The following is a 19,288-nucleotide window of genomic DNA, read 5'->3' on the forward strand; positions in this document are numbered from 1 at the left end:
CGCCATAGCATCCTGGCGCTCCGCCCTGCCCCGAAATCACCGTTTCGGTCAGGGCACCGCGTGAAGCCGACGGCCCCGGTCCGGAGGACCGGACATATGCGATCACCCCGCGGTCCGCTCGCGTCACTTCCGTACTTCGCGTTACCCAACCGTCACAGCCGGGCCTAGCGTCCTCCCCCAGGTGACCGGCTCCCCACCGCCGCCCGGGCCAGGGGCGGCAGTCGGCCACCACCGCCGAGAAGGTCCGGCGGCGTTCCGCTCCCCCGTGCGGGCCGTCGCCGGACGCGTCAGCCGCCACCCGGGACCGTCCGTCCGCTCCCCCGACGGTCGTCCGGAAGCTGTACGGACGGACGAGGCGGTCGACGAAAGGACGTGCAGTCCCCAGTGGCAGCGCACCGCAAGCCCCGTCGGAGTCCGGTCGGCGGCCGAACGGCCCGCACGGCGTTCACTCTCGCTCTCGCGGGCGCCGCGACGGCGACGGCCTTCGACGGAACCGGACAGGCCGAGCCGAACCTGACTCCGGCCCAGGTCAGGGCGAAGGTGGCCAAGCTCTACCAGGAGGCGGAGGAAGCCACCGAGAAGTACAACGGAGCGAGGGAGAAGGCGACGGCGGCCGAACAGCGGCTGGAGAGCCTGCGGGACGAGGCGGCACGCAAGGAGGAGAAACTCAACGCGGCCCGGGAGACGCTGGGTTCGATGGCCGCCGCGCAGTACCGCAGCAGCGGACTCGACCCCGCCGTGCAACTGGCCCTCTCCGACGACCCCGACCGGTACCTCGACGGCGCCGCCTTCGCCGAACGGGCCGGCGACCGCCAGTCGGCCGCCGTCACCCGGGTACGCGGACAGCTGCGGGAGATCGAGCAGTTGCGCGGCGCCGCACGCGTCGAACTGACCTCGCTCAGAACCCGCCAGGCCGAGCTGAGAACGCACAAAAAAACAATCACCGGCAAGCTGGAGGCCGCGCGCCGTCTGCTGTCCGGGCTGACGGCGGCGGAGCGGTCCCGGATCGGCGGGGGAACCGGCAGCGGCGGCACGGGCGGCCGGGCCTCACGGGACGCGACGGACGGACGCGACGCCCTCCAGACACCCGGCACGTCCACCGCCGCGGCCCCCAACTCCCGGGCCGCGGAGGCCGTCTCCTACGCCTACTCCAAGCTCGGCAGCCCCTATGTGTGGGGCGCGACCGGGCCGAACGCCTTCGACTGCTCGGGCCTCGTGCTCGCCTCGTACCGCTCCGCCGGCGTCTCCCTGCCCCGCACCACCTACGCCCAGATCGGCGCCGGACAGCGGGTCTCCCGCTCCGAACTCCTCCCCGGCGACCTGGTGTTCTTCTACTCGGGCATCACCCACGTCGGCCTCTACATCGGCAACGGCCAGATGATCCACGCCCCGAACCCGTCGGCCCCGGTCCGCGTGGCCCCGATCGACCAGATGCCGTTCGCGGGGGCCACGCGGGTGGTGTGAGGGGCTGACGGGACCGAGCCGTCCCTACTGGAACTCGTCCCAGACGTCGTCGGCCACAACCGCCTTCAGTTGCTCCACCGTGAGCGGTGGGACGGAACGGGTCGGTGCATCCGACCCGGGGCCAGCGTTGTAGCACGTGGCGATCACCCGAAGACCTCCTGGCCGTACCGCGGTCACGGACCGGCGCAACGTGCCCGCGTGACTCCACGGGTCCAGGCCATCCAGCTTCGTGAGCCGCACCTGGTCGCTGTCGTTCTTCCCACGATGGTCGAAGGTGATCTCAACCAGACCCCAACCCCTGCCGTCGTCGACTTTGAGACTGAGGAAGTTCGTGGGGCTGGTGCCGCCCACGAGGAATTGGTGATGCTTCAGACCCGCTGGGAGCAGCGGTGTGACCATGTCCTGCATATCGTCCGCGCTCGGCGCGTCCGGGTCCGGCTCTGCGGCGCCTCGCCGAGGGAAGGAGTCGAGAGTGTCCTGCCACTCCTTCGCCGTGACCACGTCGGTCAACTGCTGCTGTGTCAACGGGGGCGTTTCACGCACGGGCGCGCCGCCCTTCTGCCTGGGGGCGTTCCACTCCATGACGGTGAGCATCGATCCGTCCGGCGTGATGAGGCGAGCACTCCACACCTTCGGATCCTGATCACGGTAGGGCTGCTCATATGCCTGAGTGAGCAGCAGGTCGGAGCCGTCTGCCAGTTTTTTCTCCGTGCAGGTTCCCCTGGGACCCATGCTGCCGACGCCGCCGCCGCCGACCGAGCAACCCGCCTGGCTCGCAGGGTTCGAAGGCGAGTCCAACCTGTCCAACACGATCGAGATCGCGGCCGCGCCCTTGCCGTCGTCGAAGACGAGCGAACCGCCCAGGTACGGCCAGAAAGAACTGCTGTGCTTCTGGTTCCGTTCCTCAGTCACCTTCCCCTTGGGAAGCAGACCCTTGAGGATGGAAGCCGGCCGTGCCGTTTCACTCTTCTCCGCCGCGAGGTCGCCTCCCTCGCCCCTGCCCGTGTCGAACACTCCCGCGTACACGCCGCCCGCCCCCACGACGCCGATCAGTGTGAGGCTCGCGGTGACCATGGCCGTACGCCTGCGCCGCAGGGTGCGGCGGCCCCGGGCCACCAGGACGGCCGACTGCGAGAGCGCATCGGCCGAGCAGTCCGCCTCCGCCAGCTCGTGCAGCCCCCGCCTGAGCAGTTCCTCTTCCGCATGGGCCGTCTCGCTCATCGCGTTCCCCTTCCCGCGTAACCGGCCAGCGCGCCCGCGGCACGCAGCCGTTCCAGGGCCCTGTTGGTACGGCTCTTGACCGTCCCGGGCGAACAGCCGAGCAGGTCGGCCGTCTCTTCCACCGACAGGTCCTCGTAGAAACGGAGCACCACGACCACGCGTTGCGCACGGGGCAGGGTGGCGAGGGCACGGTCCAGCTCGAGCCGTGTCTCCGCGTTGTGCGCCATGTCCCCGGCGTCGGGGGTGTGGTCCGCCTCGGGACGCACGACCTCCGTGTGCCAGCGTCGCCTGCGCCAGGTCGCGTAGAGATTGACGACGACCTTGCGGGCGTAGGCGTGGGGCGAGCCCCAGTCCGCCGAGCGGGACCAGCGCAGGTACACGCGCACCAGCGCCGCCTGGAGCAGGTCCTCGGCGCTGTGCCGATCGCCGGTCAGCAGACGGGCCGTCCGCAACAGTGACGTGTGCGCCCCCGTCACGAATTCCGCGAATTCTTCGTCGCGCACCGAACTTCGGTCACGCACGGATGCTCCCCCCAGGAGTACGAGGTCCGAGGACCCTGTCACCCACTCGACAACGTGGGCTCTCCGGGGGGGTTCCATCCAATTCCGGTTCACACCAGCCGTCGTGCCGTGGCCCAGCGGGTCAGCTCGTGCCGGTTGGAGAGCTGGAGCTTGCGCAGCACCGCCGAGACGTGCGACTCGACCGTCTTGACGGAGATGAACAGCTGCTTGGCGATCTCCTTGTAGGCATAGCCGCGGGCGATGAGGCGCAGCACCTCGCGCTCGCGCTGGGTGAGACGGTCGAGGTCCTCGTCGACCGGCGGCGCGTCGGTGGAGGCGAAGGCGTCGAGGACGAACCCGGCGAGGCGGGGCGAGAACACGGCGTCGCCCTCCTGCACGCGGAAGACGGAGTTCACCAGGTCCTTGCCCGTGATCGTCTTGGTGACGTAGCCCCGGGCTCCGCCGCGGATCACCCCGATCACGTCCTCCGCCGCGTCCGACACGGACAGGGCGAGGAAGCGCACCGGCTGCTCGGCGTCGGCCATCAACGGGGCGCAGCGGCGCAGTACTTCGACCCCGCCGCCGCCCGGCAGGTGGACGTCGAGGAGGACCACCTCGGGCCGGGTCGCGGTGATGACGGTGACCGCCTGGTCGACGTCCGCCGCCTCGCCGACGACCTCGACGCCGGTCTGCTCGGTCTGGCCGATCTCGGCCTGCACTCCGGTACGGAACATGCGGTGGTCGTCGACCAGGACCACGCGCACATGGCGCCCGGCGCCCGTGCCGTCGCCCGGGGACTTCGTCGGCTCGGCCGCCTCCGCCGCTCCCGCAGTGCCGTTCGTTTCCGTCGGGTCGCTCATGACGTCTTCTCCGCCCTCTCCATCTCCAGCTCGACCTCCGTGCCGCCGTCCGGGACGGCCCGCAGCCGCGCCGTGCCGCCGTGGCGCTCCATGCGGCCGATGATCGATTCTCTGACGCCCATGCGATCGCCGGGTATCGAGTCGAGGTCGAAGCCGGGGCCGCGGTCCCGGACGGACACGAAGACCGTCCTGCCCTCGACTTCGGCGTAGACCTGCACGGCGCCGCCGTCGCCACCGTACTTGGCCGCGTTCACCATCGCCTCACGCGCGGCCTGCATCTGTGCGCCGACCCGTTCGTCGAGCGGGCAGTCGCCGACGACCACCACCTCGAGGGGGACGCCGTGCTTGTCCTCGACCTCGGCGGCGTTGCGCCGCACCGCCTCGGCGACCGTGGCGGGCTCGTCGGCCTCCTCCTTGCCCGTGCCCTCGGGTCTGTAGAGCCAGGTGCGCAGGTCGCGCTCCTGGGCGCGGGCCAGGCGGCGCACCTCCCCGGCGTTCTCCGCGTTGCGCTGGATCAGGGTCAGGGTGTGCAGCACCGAGTCGTGGACATGGGCGGCGACCTCCGCGCGCTCCTGTGCCCGGATGCGCATCAGGCGCTCCTCGGAGAGGTCCTGGGTCATACGGACCAGGTAGGGGCCGGCGAGGAGCGTGATGCCGACGAGGACGGCGAGAGCCGCCTGGAGCACGGAGCCGAGGTGGGCGGCGGAGCCCTGGAGGACGAAGATGCCGGAGACCCCGGCCGTGACCAGCAGGACTCCGGCGCCCGCCCGCAGCAGTGTGAGCGTCCGGCGTCGGCGGCCGACCTCGACCCAGCGGGCCCGGCGCGCGTTGTCCGCCTGGCGCCAGACGAGGGCGACGCCCGCGCCGACGAGGACGGCGGGCAGCAGATACGCCTTGGCGCCGTTGCCCAGGTTCACGTTGCCCACGAAGACCATGGCGACGACGACCATGAGGAGCAGCGCGACGATCTGCCCCTTGTCCGGTTTTCGGGCGACGAGCCGGCGACGGCCGTCGGGAGCGGTCTCGGTGCCGACGAGCGCGGGCGGCTTCTGGCCGCCGACGCCTCCGACCCCGAGCGGCACGAAGAACCAGAAGGCCGCGTAGAGCAGCGCGCCGAGACCGTCCGCCATGAACAGACCGGCGAAGACGAGCCGCACCCACACCACGGGCAGCCCGAGGTGCCCGGCGAGCCCCCGCGCCACGCCACCCAGCCAGCGTCCGTCGCTGCTGCGGTAGAGCTTGCGCGGCGGCCGCGGTTCGGCGAGGGGCATGGCTGCGGCTTCCGGCATGCCAACGATGGTCACACGGGTGCCGGTCCAGGGCATCAGGGTTCGCCCCCTAGACGCCCCTGATCTGCGGGGCCCGCGTGCCTCGAACGCCTTCCCCGCGCCGGATCAGGGCCGATATCAGGGTCCGACCAGGGTCGTTCCGACTGCCGTGCGGGCGGCTCGCCCGCCACCATGGACTCATGACAGATCACCAGCACGCCGCGGATGCCGTGCCCGACGGGGGCGCCGCGCCCGACGCGGCCGCCCCGTCCCCCGGCGCCCCGGGCGCCGCAGGTGAGCAACCGCGCGCACACGGGCGGGCGGGCGCGCACGCGAAGGAGAAGGAGGGGGAGCGGCCAGAACCCGGCCGGTCCACCCACGCGGCCGCCGACACCGACACCGACGCCGACACCAACGCCGACACCGACGTCAGGACCCCGCTCGAGGCGGCTGCCGAGGCCGCGACGGCGGCGGCGGCGAGCGGGGCCCGGCCGAGCAGTGGCGGCGGACCGGAACCCGGCGGCGGCCCCGGCAGCGGCGGCTCGGCGGAACGGGCTCCAGGGCCGGAGGGAGGCGGAAGGCCAGGGAGCCCTCAGCCACGACCGCGCGGCACCGAGGCAACCGAAGCGACCGGAGCAGCCGGGCCGTCGCCGAGGTTCCGGCGGGACCGCGAGCACAAAGTGCTCGCCGGGGTGTGCGCGGGCCTCGGACGGCAGTGCGACATGGACCCGGTGATCTTCCGGATCACGCTCGCCGTGCTCTCCGCGACCGGCGGCATCGGGCTCATTTTCTACGGCTTCGCCTGGCTGTTCGCCCCCTACGCCGACGACGAGCAGAACGAGGTGCGCAAGCTCCTGACCGGCCGGGTCGACGGCCAGGCCCTGGCGGCCGTGCTGTTCGCCCTGGTCGGCTGCGGAGTCTTCCTCTCGATGCTGAACAACGGCAGCGTGCTGGCCTTCGCCGTCGTCGTCTCCTTCCTCCTCGCGGGCGCCGGCTACTGGTCACGGCACCGGGACTCCTCGGACCCGGATCCGCTGGCCGCCCAGGCCGTGGCCGACGCCCCGCCGGAGGCCCAGGCGCCGCCCGTCCCCTCCGCCTACCCCTCCTGGTGGCGCGACCCCATCGTCAAGGACGGCACCCACGACGGTGGCACGGGCTACCTGTGGGGCCCCTGGGACGCCCGGCACCGGGACATCACCACGACCGTGGAAGTCGACCTCATCGGTCACCACCGCCGCCCCGAGGACACACGCCCCGCGCACCAGCCGTACACCGGCCCACGCGGCCCGCGCTGGATCGGCGGCTGGCTCTTTCTGCTCGCGGTGCTCGCGGGCGGCCTCGTCACCCGGCTCACCTGGGACGACCACCCGCTCGGCACCAGTCTTCAGGCCGGGCTTGCGGCCGCGCTCATCGTGCTCGGCGCGGGCATCGCGGTCAGTTCGTTCCTCGGGCGGACAGGCGCGGGATCGGTGTTCCTGGCGATCGTCACGGCGGGTCTGCTGGCCGCTACGGCCGTGCTGCCCAAGGACATCGGCACCCGCTGGACCGACACGCTGTGGCAGCCCGCGTCGGTGACGGCCGTACGGACGGGCTACGACCTGGGCACCGGGGACGGCACCCTGGACCTGTCCCGGCTCCGACTCGCGAAGGGAGAGACCATGAGCACCCATGCCGAGGTGGGGGCGGGCCGGCTACGGGTGATCGTGCCGCCGGACGTGACCGTGAAGGTGAGGATCGACGTGGGGCTGGGGGACATCCAGCTGCCGGGCGACGACAAGAAGGACGTGGACGTGCAGCCGGGCAGACACAAGGAGGTGACGCTGTCGCCGGTCTCGGGCGGGAAGGACGCCGGGACCATCGACCTCGATCTCCAGGTCGGCGTGGGACAGGCGGAGGTGGCCCGTGCTGCGTCATGAGTTCCGGCCCGGCAGGCTCGTCGCCGGCGCCTTCTTCGTCCTCGCGGGCGTGATCTACGCGGGTGATGCCGGCGGCCTCTGGGAGACACCGTGGTTCGTGGTGATCCCGGTCGTCGTGGCCGGTCTGTGCCTGGCGGGCGCGACGGGTGTCGTGGCCAGGAGCGTGCGCAGACGACGGGGCCCGTCCCCACTGACCGGCCCGGCGCGGACGACCGGCCCGGACACGGGCCGCTGATCCGACCCGGGTGGCCTCGGCACGCCACCCGGTCGGAGTCGGGCCGTGCCCGAGCTGAAGCGGCTGCGTGCCGGTCATGCCCCGGCGGTCCTGGCCTTCGAGCCGGCGGACCGCGCCTGCTTGGCCGCCTCGGTCTCCGACCGGGGCGACGACTTCTTCGAGTGATCTGGTGGTCCATCCGTAGACCGCGGTCTTGGCTGCGGGCTCGACGCAGAGCCGGCAGAAAGGCGGGCCGCGGCCACCGCCGGTCCTCGGTGCGCGAGGAGCGGACCCGGCTACCGCCAGGCCCCGGCCTGGTCCCGTCCCTGCCGTCGGCCCCTGATCAGGGCGTCCAGTGACCAGTAAGGCGCTCCGGCCAGGACGAAAGGCACCCAGAGGAACATGTACGGGAGATCGTTGCCGTAGTAGTACGGGTCCGAGGCCCAGCTCACCGTCAGCCAGAGGCTGAGCGAGATCAGGGCGCCGCCGAGCGCCGCGAGCCGGGTGAGGAGACCCACCAGGATGCCGATGCCGACGGCGAGTTCGCCGAACGCCATCGCGTAGCCGAAGCCGACGGGGTTCTTCAGGGCCATGTCGACCATCGCGGGGATGGCCGAGGAGTCACGGACGGCGCGCATCGTGTCGCCGATCGAGCCGGCGCCGCTGTCCTTGAGGAACGCGCTGTCGGTGAGTTTGTCGAGCCCGGCGTAGATGAAGGTGACGCCCAGGAAGATCCGGAGGGGAAGGAGGGCGTAGCGGGTGGCGGTGCCCCGCCAGTCGCGGCCGCCGCCGTCGAAATAGGGGGGGTGGGTATCCGTCCGCATGCCGTGAGTCATCGCCCGTAGCCGCCTCTCGCCCCGAGTGGTGGGATCCCTCAACAGACCATACGTACGAAATGGGGGGTGTGCTCAACTGTTTGCACGAGCTCTGCGCATCGCCGGTTCACTTCGCCCGGTGGATTCACTCCGCCCCACCGGTCCCCGGTGCCCCGAGGGTTCCTCCGCCCCACCGGTCCCCCCTCCCAAGGCTGGTCGGGGCGGTCGGTTCCGTCGGCTCCTCGGGCCCGGCCGGTTCAGTCCGTGACGTCGATCGCGTATCTGTTCGTCTCGGCTCCCGCCGCCGTGACGACCTGTACGTCCAGGCGGCCCGGTTCCACGTCCGCCGGGACGGGCACGGTGAGGACGGCGTCGGTGGGGTTGCTGAAGCCTCCCGTGACCGGCACGAGGGGGACGTGGACATGGACCGGGCCGATGCGGACGACCATGCGGGACAGCCGGTCGGCGGTCTGCGCGCCGGGCGGGACGAAGCCGGCGCCGCGGATCTCGATGTCGTCGCCGGTGCGGATCGGGGCGTCGAGGTCACCGGCCTCACGGGAGCGGACGACGGAGAGGATGACGGGCCGGCCGCCCTCCGCGTACTTGCCGGCGACGTAGGTGGCGGCCGACACCAGGACCACGACCGCCAGGCCCCAGGGGAGGTCGGGCAGTTGGTCGGGGCGGCGGGCCAGCCGGACGGCGGCGAAGACCAGGGCGACGGCGCCGATCACGACGTACTGGATGTCGGCGAAGGTACCGCGGCCGGCGTCGTCGGTCAGCAGGTCGGCCGCCCGCGGGCGATGGGCCCGGATCTTCTGGAGCCGCTGGGAGAGGACGCGCAGGCCGACCACCCGGCGCACCAGCACGGCGATCCCGCAGACCACGGCGAGGACGGTCACCACGCCCGCGCCCCGGGCGAGGTCGAGCCCGGCGAGCAGCGCGTCGCGTTCGGCGTGGCCGGAGGCGGCGGCGAGCCGGCCCACCAGGACGAGTACCGCGTAGGCCACGAGCAGGACCCAGGCGGCGGCGACCGCGCGGGAGGTGGAGAGGCGGTTGTCCTCGCCGATCACGGGGGCCAGTGCCCCGCCGCGAGCCCGGTGGAACCAGGAGGCGGTGGTCAGCGCACCGGCGACGACGAGCGCGGCGAGGAGCCCGGCGGTGCGGGCGTCGGTCCAGCCCGCGCCGATGGCGGTCAGGGACTGCACCAGCAACAGGACGACGACCGACGCCCACACGGTGACCGCCGTACGGAGCCACAGGCGGGCGAGCCATGCCTCGCCCTCGGCGCGGCCGCGTTCGGCGACGACGTCCGCGGACTGGGCGAGTTCCTCGGAGACCCACTGGCGGGAGGCCGGGACGGAGTGGGCGACGGCGGCCGGCAGGCCGCGCCCGGCGGCGAACCCGTCCCGTTGCAGCAGGAACTCGGCGACCGCCCGCCGGTGTCCGGCGCGGGCCCCGTGCGGGCAGTCTCCGCAGGTACAGCCGCCCTCGTGCGCGCCGGGTCCTCTGCCCGGCTCCGCGCCCTGTCTCGCCTCCTGGACCGCCATGTCCGACGCCCGCCTTCCCCACGACCCGATCGGATGGCGGCCCTCCGGGGACCCGGTAAGGGCCCCGCCTGCCGCCTGTGAACAACTCCCCCGCAATGACAGCGAATTGTGCCCTACCGAACGCCCCCCGTTCCCGGCAGGTCTGGTCAGCGCGGGTGACGTGGGCGGGGCCGTGTTGACCCGACTGCGAGAATTCCCGTATGGCCGAGATCATCCAGCGTGACGGGACCTGGGCCTTCGACGGCACATCGGTCAGGATCACACCGGGGCTGCACCGCTCCGTACCGCTGTTCCGCCAGACGTACGGGGAGATCACCGTGCCCCTGGAGGCGGTCGCGGGGGTCGTCTACGAGCCCGACCGCAAGCGGGGCCGGCTGCGGATGCGGCTGCGCGAGGGGGCCGATCCGCTGTTGCAGGCGACCGGCGGTCGGCTGCCCGACCGGGCCGACCCCTACCGGCTCGTCGTGGACGCGGACCGTTCCGGGGTCGCCGAATACCTCGCCGAGGAGGTCCGGCACGCGCTGCTTCTCGACGAGATCCCGGGCGAGCCGACGGTGGGCTATCTCCTGCCGGGTCCGCCGGTTCCGGTCTCGGTGCGTTCGTCCGACGGCACCGTCTCCTTCGACGGCACCCAGGTGCGGGTGGACTGGGCGGACACCTCGGACCGGGTGAAGCGGGCGACGGGCCCGCGTGTGATCGACGTCGGTGATGTGGTGCGCGTCGAGTGGCTGCCCAACTCCGGTTACGAGGACGGCTTCCTGCGGTTCGTGACCCGCGAGACGGTGTCCTCGGAACTGACGCCCGAGAAGGATCCGTACGCCCTGGATCTGTGGGGCAACGTGAGCCGCGACCTGCTGACGGCGCTGGTGGCGACCGCGGTCACCGCCCGGCTCCCCCACCCCACCGCCCGCGCGGGAGCCGGACAGGCGTCCGGGCAGGAGCACGAGGACGGGGGACCGGCGCGCAGGCGCGGGCTCACGGCGGCCGTCCCGCCGCCGTCCGACCACCACGACGTGCTGCTGCGCCGCCTGCGCGAGTTGGGCGAGCTGCACCGGGACGGGGTGCTCACGGACGAGGAGTTCGCGCGGACGAAGGCGGTCGTCCTGCGCGGCTTCTAGGAGAGGAGTCCCACGGTTCCGGCGGGTTCCCTGACACGGCTCACCGGTCCCGTTCCACCGCACACGCCTCACCGCGCACGCCTCACCGGTCGCGGCCGTCGGGACGGGGCTCAGCTGAGCAGATCCGGCTCGCTGCGGCTGATGTCCTGCCAGAGGGGCTGGTAGTTGATCCAGGCCACCAGGTCGCCGCCGAGCTGTTCCCGGGTCGCCACCGCCGCCCGGTGGTCGATCAGGACGGGCCGGCCCGCCGCTTTCGCGGTCAGCTGGACCTGGCTGGAGCGTTCCATCGACAGGAACCACCAGGCGGCCGCGTCGACCGAGTCGCCGACCGTCAGCAGCCCGTGGTTGCGCAGCACGAGCGCCTTGCGGGAGCCGAGCGCGGCCGCGATGCGCTTCCCCTCCGCCGCGTCGACGGCGACGCCGGTGTAGGCGTCGTACAGGGCGTGGTCCTCGTAGAACGCGCAGCTCTCCTGGGTGATGGGGTCGAGCAGCTCGCCGAGTGCGGCGAGGGCACGGCCGTGCACCGAGTGGCAGTGGGCGACGGCGACCACGTCGGGGCGGGCGGCGTGCACCTGGGCGTGCACGGTGAAGGCGGCCTGGTTGACGTGGTAGCGGCCCTCGACGACCTGTCCGTCGGCGTTGGCGAGTACGAGGTCGCCGACGGTGACGTGCTTGAAGGGCATCCCGAAGGGGTTCACCCAGAAGCAGTCGTCGAACTCCGGGTCGCGAGCCGTGATGTGCCCGGAGACGCCGTCCTCGAAGCCGAGCCGCCCGAAGATCCGTACCGCGCCCGCCAGCCGTTCCTTGCGGTGTCGGCGCTCGTCCTCCACCGAGTCGTGCATCGGCGGCATCGCGAACTGAAGCCGGTCGGTGGGCAGCGGGGCAGGCGGCGTGGGCCCGTGCATCGATCCTCCAGCACTGGGTTGCTTGACGAAGCGGAAGTTACCGTCGGTCAGCGCAAAAGGGCAGAGCCGTTATGCAAAGATGACGATTTCCGTCACCTCCGGAGCACACCTTGAGCATGGCCGACCGCCACATCACCGCCCTCATGCGCCAGATCGCGACGCGCGACGCCATCGAGCTCGTCCACCCGTTCGCGGAGCTGGAGACGTTCGCCGCTCTGGTCTACATCGCCGAGTGCTACGGCTTCCGGTACGAGAGCGTGCGCCTCGTCGGCAAACACCGCATCATGCACATCCAGCTGGTGCGGGACCCCGGCCCCTGGGCCCGCCGGCGCGCCGAGGCGAACACGGCGGCGTTCCCCGACCCGGGCCCCGGCCGCCCGGTGCCGGGTATGTACCTGGGCTCGCTGACCCCGGTCCCCGAGGCGCAGGCCGACGTGGACGTGCTCACGGCGCTCATCCGTCACGACGCGCTGGGCGCGGCCGCCAACCGCAAGCAGATGCTGGCCATCGGCTGGGGTGCCGCGGTGCTGTTCCTGCTGATGGCCCCGCTGACCGGCGCGTATGCCGTCCTGCTCCCGCTCGCCGTGCTGATGCCGCTGTTCATGCTGGGCGCCCTGCGGGTGAACACGAGCCGGCGCGCGAAGCTGGCGCGGCGGCTCACGGCGGCCGGCTGTACTCCTGTGCGGGACGCGGCGGGGCTGGAGCGGTACGTACGACCGGTCCCCCAGGGCTTCTGACCCGCGGTTGCGGTCTCCGGCTCCGGCGCCCGACGCCGATACCGGACAGTGGATGTCGGGTATCGGGGTCACACTCGCGGTATGACAGCGAACTGGGCGGCCTTCGCCGCAGCCGAACCCGCACTCGCGAAGATCACCGAGGACCGCTTCGGGGCCTTCACGCACCACGTCCTGGCGACCTTGCGCAAGGACGGCTCCCCGCGCACCACCGGCATCGAGGTCCGTTTCCTCGGCGGAGAGCTGTGGCTCGGCATGATGCCGGGCTCCCTCAAGGCCCTCGACCTGCGCCGTGACCCCCGCTTCTGCCTCCAGGCCAACCCCGGCGAGGGGACCGGGATGGGCGGGGGCGACGTACGGATCGCGGGGCGCGCGGCCGAGGCGGCGGACGGGCCGGCGAAGTCGGCGTACGTGAAAGAGGTGGAACCGCCGCAGCCGTTCCACCTCTTCCGCACCGAGCTGACGGAGGTCGTACGGACCTACGTCGAGGACGACACGTATCTGGTCGCCCAGGTCTGGAAGCCCGGAGAGGCGGTGCGCACTCTCAAGCGGACCTGACCCCTGCTGTCAGGGGATCCTGGGAAGGCCTACTCCCACTCGATCGTGCCCGGCGGCTTCGAGGTCACGTCGACGACGACGCGGTTGACGTCGCGGACCTCGTTGGTGATCCGGGTGGAGATCTTCGCAAGGACGTCGTAGGGCAGCCGCGACCAGTCGGCCGTCATGGCGTCCTCGGAGGAGACCGGACGCAGGACGATCGGGTGGCCGTAGGTGCGGCCGTCGCCCTGGACGCCGACACTGCGGACGTCCGCGAGCAGGACCACCGGGCACTGCCAGATCTCACGGTCGAGACCGGCGGCCGTCAGCTCCTCGCGGGCGATCGCGTCGGCGTCGCGGAGCAGGTCGAGACGGTCCTTGGTGACCTCGCCCACAATCCGGATACCGAGGCCGGGGCCGGGGAACGGCTGGCGCTGGACGATCTCCTCGGGCAGGCCGAGTTCCTGGCCGACCATGCGGACCTCGTCCTTGAACAGCTGGCGCAGCGGCTCGATCAGCTGGAACTCGAGGTCCTCCGGCAGCCCGCCCACGTTGTGGTGGGACTTGATGTTCGCGGTGCCGGTACCGCCGCCCGACTCGACGACGTCCGGGTACAGCGTGCCCTGGACGAGGAACTCCACGGCCGGGCCCTCGTCCGCGATGATCTCCGCCTGGGCCTGCTCGAAGACCCGGATGAACTCGCGGCCGATGATCTTCCGCTTCTCCTCGGGGTCCGAGACGCCCTTGAGGGCGGTGAGGAAGCGCTCCTCCGCGTCCACGACCTTCAGCTGGACGCCGGTCGCGGCCACGAAGTCCTTCTCGACCTGCTCGGTCTCGCCCTTGCGCATCAGACCGTGGTCGACGTACACGCAGGTCAGCTGGGAGCCGATGGCCTTCTGCACGAGGGCCGCGGCGACCGCCGAGTCCACACCGCCGGAGAGGCCGCAGATGGCGCGCTTGTCACCGACCTGCTCGCGGATGGCGGCGACCTGCTCGTCGATGACGTTGCCGGTGGTCCAGTCCGGGCTCAGACCCGCGCCCCGGTACAGGAAGTGCTCCAGCACCTGCTGCCCGTGCGTGGAGTGCATGACCTCGGGGTGGTACTGGACGCCGTAGAGCTTCTTCTCGTCGTTCTCGAAGGCGGCGACCGGGACGACGTCCGTGGAGGCGCTGACGCTGAAGCCCTCGGGGGCCGCGGAGCAGGCGTCTCCGTGCGACATCCACACGGCCTGCTCGGCCGGGGTGCCCTCGAAGAGGGTGGAGGAGGCGCGGGAGACGCGCAGCTCGGTGCGGCCGTACTCACGGGCGCCGGTGTTGTCGACGGTGCCGCCGAGGGTCTGCGCCATCAGCTGGAAGCCGTAGCACATGCCGAACACGGGGACGCCGGCCTCGAAGATCTCGCGGTCGAGACGGGGGGCGCCCTCCTCGTACACGGACGACGGGCCGCCGGAGAGGATGATCGCCGCCGGGTTCCTGGCGAGCATCTCCTGGACCGGCATGGTGCTCGGCACGATCTCGCTGTAGACCCGCGCCTCGCGGACTCGGCGGGCGATGAGCTGGGCGTACTGCGCACCGAAGTCGACGACCAGGACGGTGTCGGGGGCGGCGGCAGTAGGAGTCGCTGATGACACGGGGGCCTTCCGGCGGTGGGGCGGGGTCTCTGTGTGACCCGATTCTACCGAGGCGGGCGCGGGACCGGACCCGGCGCCGGAGGCACCACCGCGTCTCAGGATGCGAACCGCCTCGCGAACCGCCTTGGACCTCACCCCGCGACCCTGCATACTGACCGCATGCTTTCGCACACGACCTTCGTCTTTACCTATGGCAACCGGCCCACCGGCTGCCATGGTCGTGCTGCTTGAGCAACTGACGAGCGACTTCCCAGGCGCCCCGGGCCGACAAGGCCCGGGGCGTCTGTCGTTCTTCCCGGGTCCTGCCGCTCCGGGGCCTCCCGTACCCACCACAGGAGCCCCCATGACCGCCATCGACGTGACCGGCGCCCGCACCTCCGAGGCCGCCGACGTGATCACCGGCGCCCGTGAGCGCATCGACGCGCTCGACGACCGGATCATCGGTCTGATCCAGGAACGGATGGCCGTCTCGGCCGTCATCCAGGAGGCGCGGATCACCTCCGGCGGCCGGCGCGTGAACCTCTCCCGTGAGATGGAGGTCCTCGGCCACTACAGGGACGCCCTCGGCAAGCCCGGCACCCCGCTGGCGATGACGCTGCTCGAACTGTGCCGGGGGCGTGTCTGAGGTCGGGCGTCAGTTCGGCCCTCTTCTCACCCGTACGGCGCGTGACCGCCGCCCGGACGGCCTCGTTGGTCCCGGTGTCCGCTCCAGCCAGGGGCGGGCCCGGAACAACCACGCGTGGCTCGCCGGAGCGATGAGGCGTACGGATCGTGCAGTGCGCCGTGGGACCTCGCTCCGTACAGGTGACCGGACGGCAGGGGACAGCAGTCCGGTCACCCAAGAGAACGGCCGGTCCCGGGGACGCCCGGGACCGAGCCGACCGGCGAAAAATGCAAAAATGCACAAGGCTGGGTCAAACGGTTGCGGGGGCCGCGCTCATCCAGCACGATGCGTAGAAAGCCCCGAACACCCCCAAGTCCCCCTACAGGCAACCGTCTTACGCGTTGCCCGTACTGCCAGAGGTCCAGGCCAGCGGCGCGACCCCCCGGCGCCGCTCCCCGGCACCGGCGCTGCCCTGACGCCGGTGCTGACGATAAAGAAGGGCCTCGCGGATCCGTCCCGCGGGGCCCTTCGTCATGCCCGGGGCGAGCCCGCCTCGGCGTCGGCGGGTGTGGCTCGCACGGGCGGGCGGGCGGTGTGACGGACGTCGGCCGGAGCGGCGGGTGCGGTGACGGTGACTGGCGCGACCCATGCGGTCGCCGTGCCCGGTGCGGCGGGGTGCGGCTGTAGTGACCGGTGCGGCGGGGTGCGACTCTCGTGACCGGTGCGGCGGAGTGCGGCTCTCGTGACCGGTGCGGCGGGGTGCGGCTCTCGTGACCGGTGCCGCGGAATGTGGATATCGCGACCGGTGCGGCGGGTGTGACACGAGCCACATAAAGATTATGTGAGCTGCGTACAACGGTTCTCGGCCATCACGGGTCACACCCAGTGAACCAAGGCCCACTCCCACACCCCCATGCGGAAGGCCTCCTCCCCACTGGATCCACCGAGGTCTTCATGAAGCTCCGCCGCTCACTCGTCACCGCCGCCGCCACCGCCGCCCTGGTGCCGCTCGCCCTGCTGTCGGCGCCCGCCGCCTTCGCGCAGGAGAGCGGCTCACCGTCCGCGGGCTCGTCCGCGTCGGACGACACCACCACCGCCTCGCCGTCCGGATCGAGCGACTCGTCCCCGTCCGGCTCCGCCTCGGAGTCCGACGCCTCGTCTCCGTCGGCCTCCGGATCGCAGAGCGGAAGTGCCTCCGGCTCCCCGTCCGGTACCTCCTCGCCGTCCGCTTCCGGCTCGGGGAAGTCGACCGCCGACCCGTCGGCCGACGAGGGCGGGTTCGACCCGTACACGGACTGCAAGACCTTCGACCTGGACGAGAACATCACGGCCGAGATCAAGGGCCTGCCCAGCAAGATCGTCGCCGGTTCCGGCTGGCACGACTTCACGTACGAGGTCGAGAACAACTCCGACGTCGACGTCAAGAACGTGTACATGGCCACGTACCTGGAGTACGCCGACGACACGGACGCCTGGCTGTCCGAGGGCCTCGCGGTCATCCAGGTCAAGGAGGACGGTAAGTGGACCGACGCCTACCAGGACTCCTACGAGGACGAGGACGGCAAGAGCGTCAACGTCACCGGTTCCTTCGTCGCCCTGCTCGACGGGCTGGAGAAGGACTCCTCCGAAACCCTTGACCTCCGGGTGAAGGTCAAGGCGTCGGCCCCGGCGGGTTCCTCGTTCGCGATGAGCGAGGCCCTGTACGTGGGCGACAAGGGCGACTGCCACATCAACGGTGACGAGTACGACGTCGAGATCCTCGCCGCCGGCGGCGACGCGGACGGCGTGGACGACGCCGAGCCGAACGGCGACAAGCCCACCGACGGCGCCAAGGCCCAGGGCGGCGCCAAGCCGATCAGCGGCAGCCTCGCCGCGACCGGCTCGAACTCCGCTCTGCCGGTGATCGGCCTTGTCGGCGGCGTCGCCCTGGTGGCCGGCGCCGGTGCGGTGTTCGCGGCGCGCCGCCGCAAGGTCGGCACGCACGCGTAACGCGTCACGAGACCAGCGAAGGGACCTGCGCTCGGAGGGGGGCGCAGGTCCCTTCGCCTGTGCCTCGGGCGGGCAGCCGCCTGGCACGGCGGCCGGACGGCGGCCCGGGCGAACGGCCGGACTACTGCTTGGGCGGTACGGTCGGCATCCCCAGGAACGGCAGGCGCAGTGCGCCGAACGCCTCCGCCGGCACCGCCGGGCCGACCGGCTCCACCGGCTTCAGCCGCTCGTACGCCGCGCCCTGTGCCGGGCGCGGGTCCGTCTCGCCCTTGTTCGGCCAGTACGACATCGCGCGCTCGGCCTGGGCGGTGATGGTGAGCGACGGGTTCACACCCAGGTTCGCCGAGACGGCGGCGCCGTCGACGACCGAGATGCCCGGGTGGCCGTAGAGGCGGTGGTACGGGTCGATGACGCCCGTCTCGCGCGAGTCGCCGATCGGACAGCCGCCGAGGAAGTGCGCGGTGAGCGGGGTGCCCATCAGCTCGCCCACGTTGGAACCGGCGAAGCCGTTGATGTCGGCGGCGATCGCGGAGGCCGCCTCGGAAGCGGCCCTGATCTGCTTGGGGTTGGGGGCGCCGTGCCCCTGCCGGGCCGTCAGCAGGCCCCGGCCCACACCCGCCGGCTTGAGGTACGTCGTCAGCGAGTTGTCCAGGGACTGCATCACCAGCCCGATGATGGTCCGCTCCGACCAGCGCCGGTTGGAGAGCGAGCGCAGGACGAGGAGCGGGTGACGGGCCGCGTTCGTCAGCCAGCCGGCGACCCTCGACGAGCCCTCCGCGTAGGGCACCTGAAGGATCGACAGGCTGCCCATCGAGTTGGAGCCCTTGCCGTAGCGGACCGGCTCGATATGGGTGCTGTCGTCCGGGTGGACGGAGGAGGTGATGGCGACTCCGCGGGTGAAGTCCACCTTCGCCGCGCCCGTCGCCTTGCGATAGCGGCGGTCGTCGGTCTGGGCGCCGACGAGCGCCTCCGAGTTGGTGCGGGTCAGCTCACCCAACCGGCTGGAAACGTAAGGAAGTTGACCGTTCGCCTTCATCCGGTGCAGCAGCGTCTGGGTGCCGTAGGTACCCGCGGCCAGCACCACCCGGCGGGCCTTGAAAACCCGGCCCTTCGCCTTGCGGCGGCCGTCGGTGGGGAGGGTGGCGACCGCGAAGCCGCCCTGTGAGTCGTCCGTGACCGACACGACCGTCGTCAGCGGGTGCACGACCGCGCCCGCCTTCTCGGCCAGGTGGAGGTAGTTCTCGTTCAGGGTGTTCTTGGCGCCGTGCCGGCAGCCGGTCATGCACTCGCCGCACTCGGTGCAGGCCCTGCGGGCCGGGCCCGCGCCCCCGAAGTAGGGGTCGGCGACCTGCTCCCCGGGCTTCGCCTTCGCCGTCCCGTCGGCGTCCTCTCCGTCGCCGAAGAACACCCCGACCGGCGCCATGTGGAAGGTGTCGCCGACGCCCATCCGCTCAGCGGCCGCCTTCAGGTGCACGTCGGAGGGAGTGGTCGTCGGGTTGAGCCGTACGCCGAGCATGCGCCGGGCCTGGTCGTAGTACGGCTGCAACTCCTCCTGCCAGTCCGTGATGTCCCGCCACTGCGGGTCGTCGAAGAAGGGCTTGGGCGGTACGTAGAGGGTGTTGGCGTAGTTGAGCGAGCCGCCGCCCACGCCCGCGCCGGCCAGCACCATGACGTTGCCCAGCAGATGGATGCGCTGGATGCCGTACAGGCCGAGCCTGGGGGCCCAGAGGTAGTTCTTCAGGTCCCAGGAGTTCCTGGGCAGCGACTCCCGGGTGAACCGGCGGCCCGCCTCCAGGACGCCGACGCGGTAGCCCTTCTCCGTCAGGCGCAGGGCGGTCACCGAACCGCCGAAGCCCGATCCGACGACAAGGACGTCGTAGTCGTAAGCGTCCTGGGACACATGCTCTCCTCGTTGAGAACGGGTGTGGTGGGGTGCGCCCGGGCGCGGCCGCCTTCCGTGCGAGT

General features: G+C 71.7%; 17 protein-coding genes and 1 pseudogene. 9 read left to right on the forward strand and 9 right to left on the reverse strand.

Going from position 1 to position 19,288, the window contains the following annotated elements; translation table 11 throughout:
* Positions 1-384: 384 nt before the first annotated feature.
* Entirely contained in the window at positions 385-1,464 is a 1,080-nt protein-coding gene (locus OHS71_RS16560; protein ID WP_328480163.1) for a C40 family peptidase, read from the forward strand.
* Positions 1,465-1,488: 24 nt separating this feature from the next.
* Here OHS71_RS16560 and OHS71_RS16565 read toward each other — a convergent pair whose 3' ends face one another.
* From OHS71_RS16565 to OHS71_RS16580, 4 genes are all read right to left on the reverse strand, one after another.
* Positions 1,489-2,685: a hypothetical protein gene (locus OHS71_RS16565; protein WP_328480164.1), complete on the reverse strand. Its 1,197-nt coding sequence runs from the start codon at positions 2,683-2,685 to the stop codon at positions 1,489-1,491.
* Entirely contained in the window at positions 2,682-3,206 is a 525-nt protein-coding gene (locus OHS71_RS16570; RefSeq protein ID WP_328480165.1) for a SigE family RNA polymerase sigma factor, read from the reverse strand. The genes OHS71_RS16565 and OHS71_RS16570 overlap by 4 nt, the downstream gene beginning before the upstream one ends.
* Before the next feature lie 89 nt (positions 3,207-3,295).
* Positions 3,296-4,045: a response regulator transcription factor gene (locus tag OHS71_RS16575; protein ID WP_328480166.1), complete on the reverse strand. Its 750-nt coding sequence runs from the start codon at positions 4,043-4,045 to the stop codon at positions 3,296-3,298.
* Positions 4,042-5,334, reverse strand: a complete 1,293-nt coding sequence (locus tag OHS71_RS16580; RefSeq protein ID WP_328480167.1) for an ATP-binding protein — start codon at positions 5,332-5,334, stop codon at positions 4,042-4,044. Before OHS71_RS16580 ends, OHS71_RS16575 begins: the two co-directional genes overlap by 4 nt.
* A 179-nt stretch (positions 5,335-5,513) precedes the next feature.
* Between OHS71_RS16580 and OHS71_RS16585 the strand changes: the two genes are divergently transcribed.
* From OHS71_RS16585 to OHS71_RS16595, 3 genes and pseudogenes are all read left to right on the forward strand, one after another.
* A complete protein-coding gene (locus OHS71_RS16585; RefSeq protein WP_328480168.1) occupies positions 5,514-7,229 on the forward strand; it encodes a PspC domain-containing protein in 1,716 nt (571 codons plus the stop codon).
* On the forward strand, positions 7,216-7,464 hold the full coding sequence (locus OHS71_RS16590; protein ID WP_328480169.1) for a hypothetical protein: 249 nt from the start codon (positions 7,216-7,218) through the stop codon (positions 7,462-7,464). Before OHS71_RS16585 ends, OHS71_RS16590 begins: the two co-directional genes overlap by 14 nt.
* 45 nt (positions 7,465-7,509) lie before the next feature.
* A pseudogene (locus OHS71_RS16595) lies at positions 7,510-7,626 on the forward strand (GNAT family N-acetyltransferase); the annotation flags it as partial.
* A 113-nt stretch (positions 7,627-7,739) separates the two neighbouring features.
* Here OHS71_RS16595 and OHS71_RS16600 read toward each other — a convergent pair.
* Together OHS71_RS16600 and OHS71_RS16605 are read right to left on the reverse strand one after the other, a co-directional pair.
* Positions 7,740-8,279: a DoxX family protein gene (locus OHS71_RS16600; protein WP_328480170.1), complete on the reverse strand. Its 540-nt coding sequence runs from the start codon at positions 8,277-8,279 to the stop codon at positions 7,740-7,742.
* 236 nt (positions 8,280-8,515) lie between these two features.
* Positions 8,516-9,805: a hypothetical protein gene (locus OHS71_RS16605; RefSeq protein WP_328480171.1), complete on the reverse strand. Its 1,290-nt coding sequence runs from the start codon at positions 9,803-9,805 to the stop codon at positions 8,516-8,518.
* A 200-nt stretch (positions 9,806-10,005) separates the two neighbouring features.
* Between OHS71_RS16605 and OHS71_RS16610 the strand changes: the two genes are divergently transcribed.
* Entirely contained in the window at positions 10,006-10,923 is a 918-nt protein-coding gene (locus OHS71_RS16610) for a DUF4429 domain-containing protein (protein WP_328480172.1), read from the forward strand.
* A gap of 110 nt (positions 10,924-11,033) precedes the next feature.
* Here the strand turns inward: OHS71_RS16610 and OHS71_RS16615 are convergent, their stop codons facing one another.
* Entirely contained in the window at positions 11,034-11,828 is a 795-nt protein-coding gene (locus tag OHS71_RS16615; RefSeq protein ID WP_328480173.1) for a class II aldolase/adducin family protein, read from the reverse strand.
* A gap of 116 nt (positions 11,829-11,944) precedes the next feature.
* Here OHS71_RS16615 and OHS71_RS16620 point away from each other — a divergent pair, with 116 nt between their 5' ends.
* Together OHS71_RS16620 and OHS71_RS16625 are read left to right on the forward strand one after the other, a co-directional pair.
* Complete coding sequence (locus OHS71_RS16620; RefSeq protein WP_328480174.1) at positions 11,945-12,565, forward strand: hypothetical protein; 621 nt, start codon at positions 11,945-11,947, stop codon at positions 12,563-12,565.
* Between the two features lie 81 nt (positions 12,566-12,646).
* The gene (locus OHS71_RS16625; protein WP_328480175.1) at positions 12,647-13,120 is read left to right on the forward strand and encodes a pyridoxamine 5'-phosphate oxidase family protein; all 474 of its coding nucleotides are present in this window, start codon (positions 12,647-12,649) and stop codon (positions 13,118-13,120) included.
* Between the two features lie 29 nt (positions 13,121-13,149).
* Here OHS71_RS16625 and guaA read toward each other — a convergent pair whose 3' ends face one another.
* On the reverse strand, positions 13,150-14,730 hold the full coding sequence (gene guaA / locus OHS71_RS16630; RefSeq protein WP_328480176.1) for a glutamine-hydrolyzing GMP synthase: 1,581 nt from the start codon (positions 14,728-14,730) through the stop codon (positions 13,150-13,152).
* A 343-nt stretch (positions 14,731-15,073) separates the two neighbouring features.
* Here guaA and OHS71_RS16635 point away from each other — a divergent pair, with 343 nt between their 5' ends.
* Together OHS71_RS16635 and OHS71_RS16640 are read left to right on the forward strand one after the other, a co-directional pair.
* Positions 15,074-15,355 carry a chorismate mutase gene (locus OHS71_RS16635; RefSeq protein ID WP_328480177.1) on the forward strand — a complete coding sequence of 94 codons (282 nt, stop codon included), beginning with the start codon at positions 15,074-15,076 and terminating at the stop codon, positions 15,353-15,355.
* A gap of 933 nt (positions 15,356-16,288) precedes the next feature.
* Positions 16,289-17,323, forward strand: coding sequence for an LPXTG cell wall anchor domain-containing protein (locus tag OHS71_RS16640; RefSeq protein ID WP_328480178.1), 1,035 nt, complete (start codon positions 16,289-16,291; stop codon positions 17,321-17,323).
* A gap of 121 nt (positions 17,324-17,444) precedes the next feature.
* Here OHS71_RS16640 and OHS71_RS16645 read toward each other — a convergent pair whose 3' ends face one another.
* Entirely contained in the window at positions 17,445-19,223 is a 1,779-nt protein-coding gene (locus OHS71_RS16645) for a GMC family oxidoreductase (RefSeq protein ID WP_328480179.1), read from the reverse strand.
* Positions 19,224-19,288 lie beyond the last annotated feature (65 nt).

Source organism: Streptomyces sp. NBC_00377, assembly GCF_036075115.1.
GTDB lineage: Bacteria > Actinomycetota > Actinomycetes > Streptomycetales > Streptomycetaceae > Streptomyces.

Coding starts and splice junctions, on each gene's coding strand:
- OHS71_RS16565 (WP_328480164.1), bottom strand. CDS start 2,685: ATGAGCGAGACGGCCCATGCGGAAGAGGAACTGCTCAGGCGGGGGCTG.
- OHS71_RS16575 (WP_328480166.1), bottom strand. CDS start 4,045: ATGAGCGACCCGACGGAAACGAACGGCACTGCGGGAGCGGCGGAGGCG.
- OHS71_RS16580 (WP_328480167.1), bottom strand. CDS start 5,334: ATGCCGGAAGCCGCAGCCATGCCCCTCGCCGAACCGCGGCCGCCGCGC.
- OHS71_RS16585 (WP_328480168.1), top strand. CDS start 5,514: ATGACAGATCACCAGCACGCCGCGGATGCCGTGCCCGACGGGGGCGCC.
- OHS71_RS16600 (WP_328480170.1), bottom strand. CDS start 8,279: ATGACTCACGGCATGCGGACGGATACCCACCCCCCCTATTTCGACGGC.
- OHS71_RS16605 (WP_328480171.1), bottom strand. CDS start 9,805: ATGGCGGTCCAGGAGGCGAGACAGGGCGCGGAGCCGGGCAGAGGACCC.
- OHS71_RS16610 (WP_328480172.1), top strand. CDS start 10,006: ATGGCCGAGATCATCCAGCGTGACGGGACCTGGGCCTTCGACGGCACA.
- OHS71_RS16615 (WP_328480173.1), bottom strand. CDS start 11,828: ATGCACGGGCCCACGCCGCCTGCCCCGCTGCCCACCGACCGGCTTCAG.
- OHS71_RS16620 (WP_328480174.1), top strand. CDS start 11,945: ATGGCCGACCGCCACATCACCGCCCTCATGCGCCAGATCGCGACGCGC.
- OHS71_RS16625 (WP_328480175.1), top strand. CDS start 12,647: ATGACAGCGAACTGGGCGGCCTTCGCCGCAGCCGAACCCGCACTCGCG.
- OHS71_RS16635 (WP_328480177.1), top strand. CDS start 15,074: ATGACCGCCATCGACGTGACCGGCGCCCGCACCTCCGAGGCCGCCGAC.
- OHS71_RS16640 (WP_328480178.1), top strand. CDS start 16,289: ATGAAGCTCCGCCGCTCACTCGTCACCGCCGCCGCCACCGCCGCCCTG.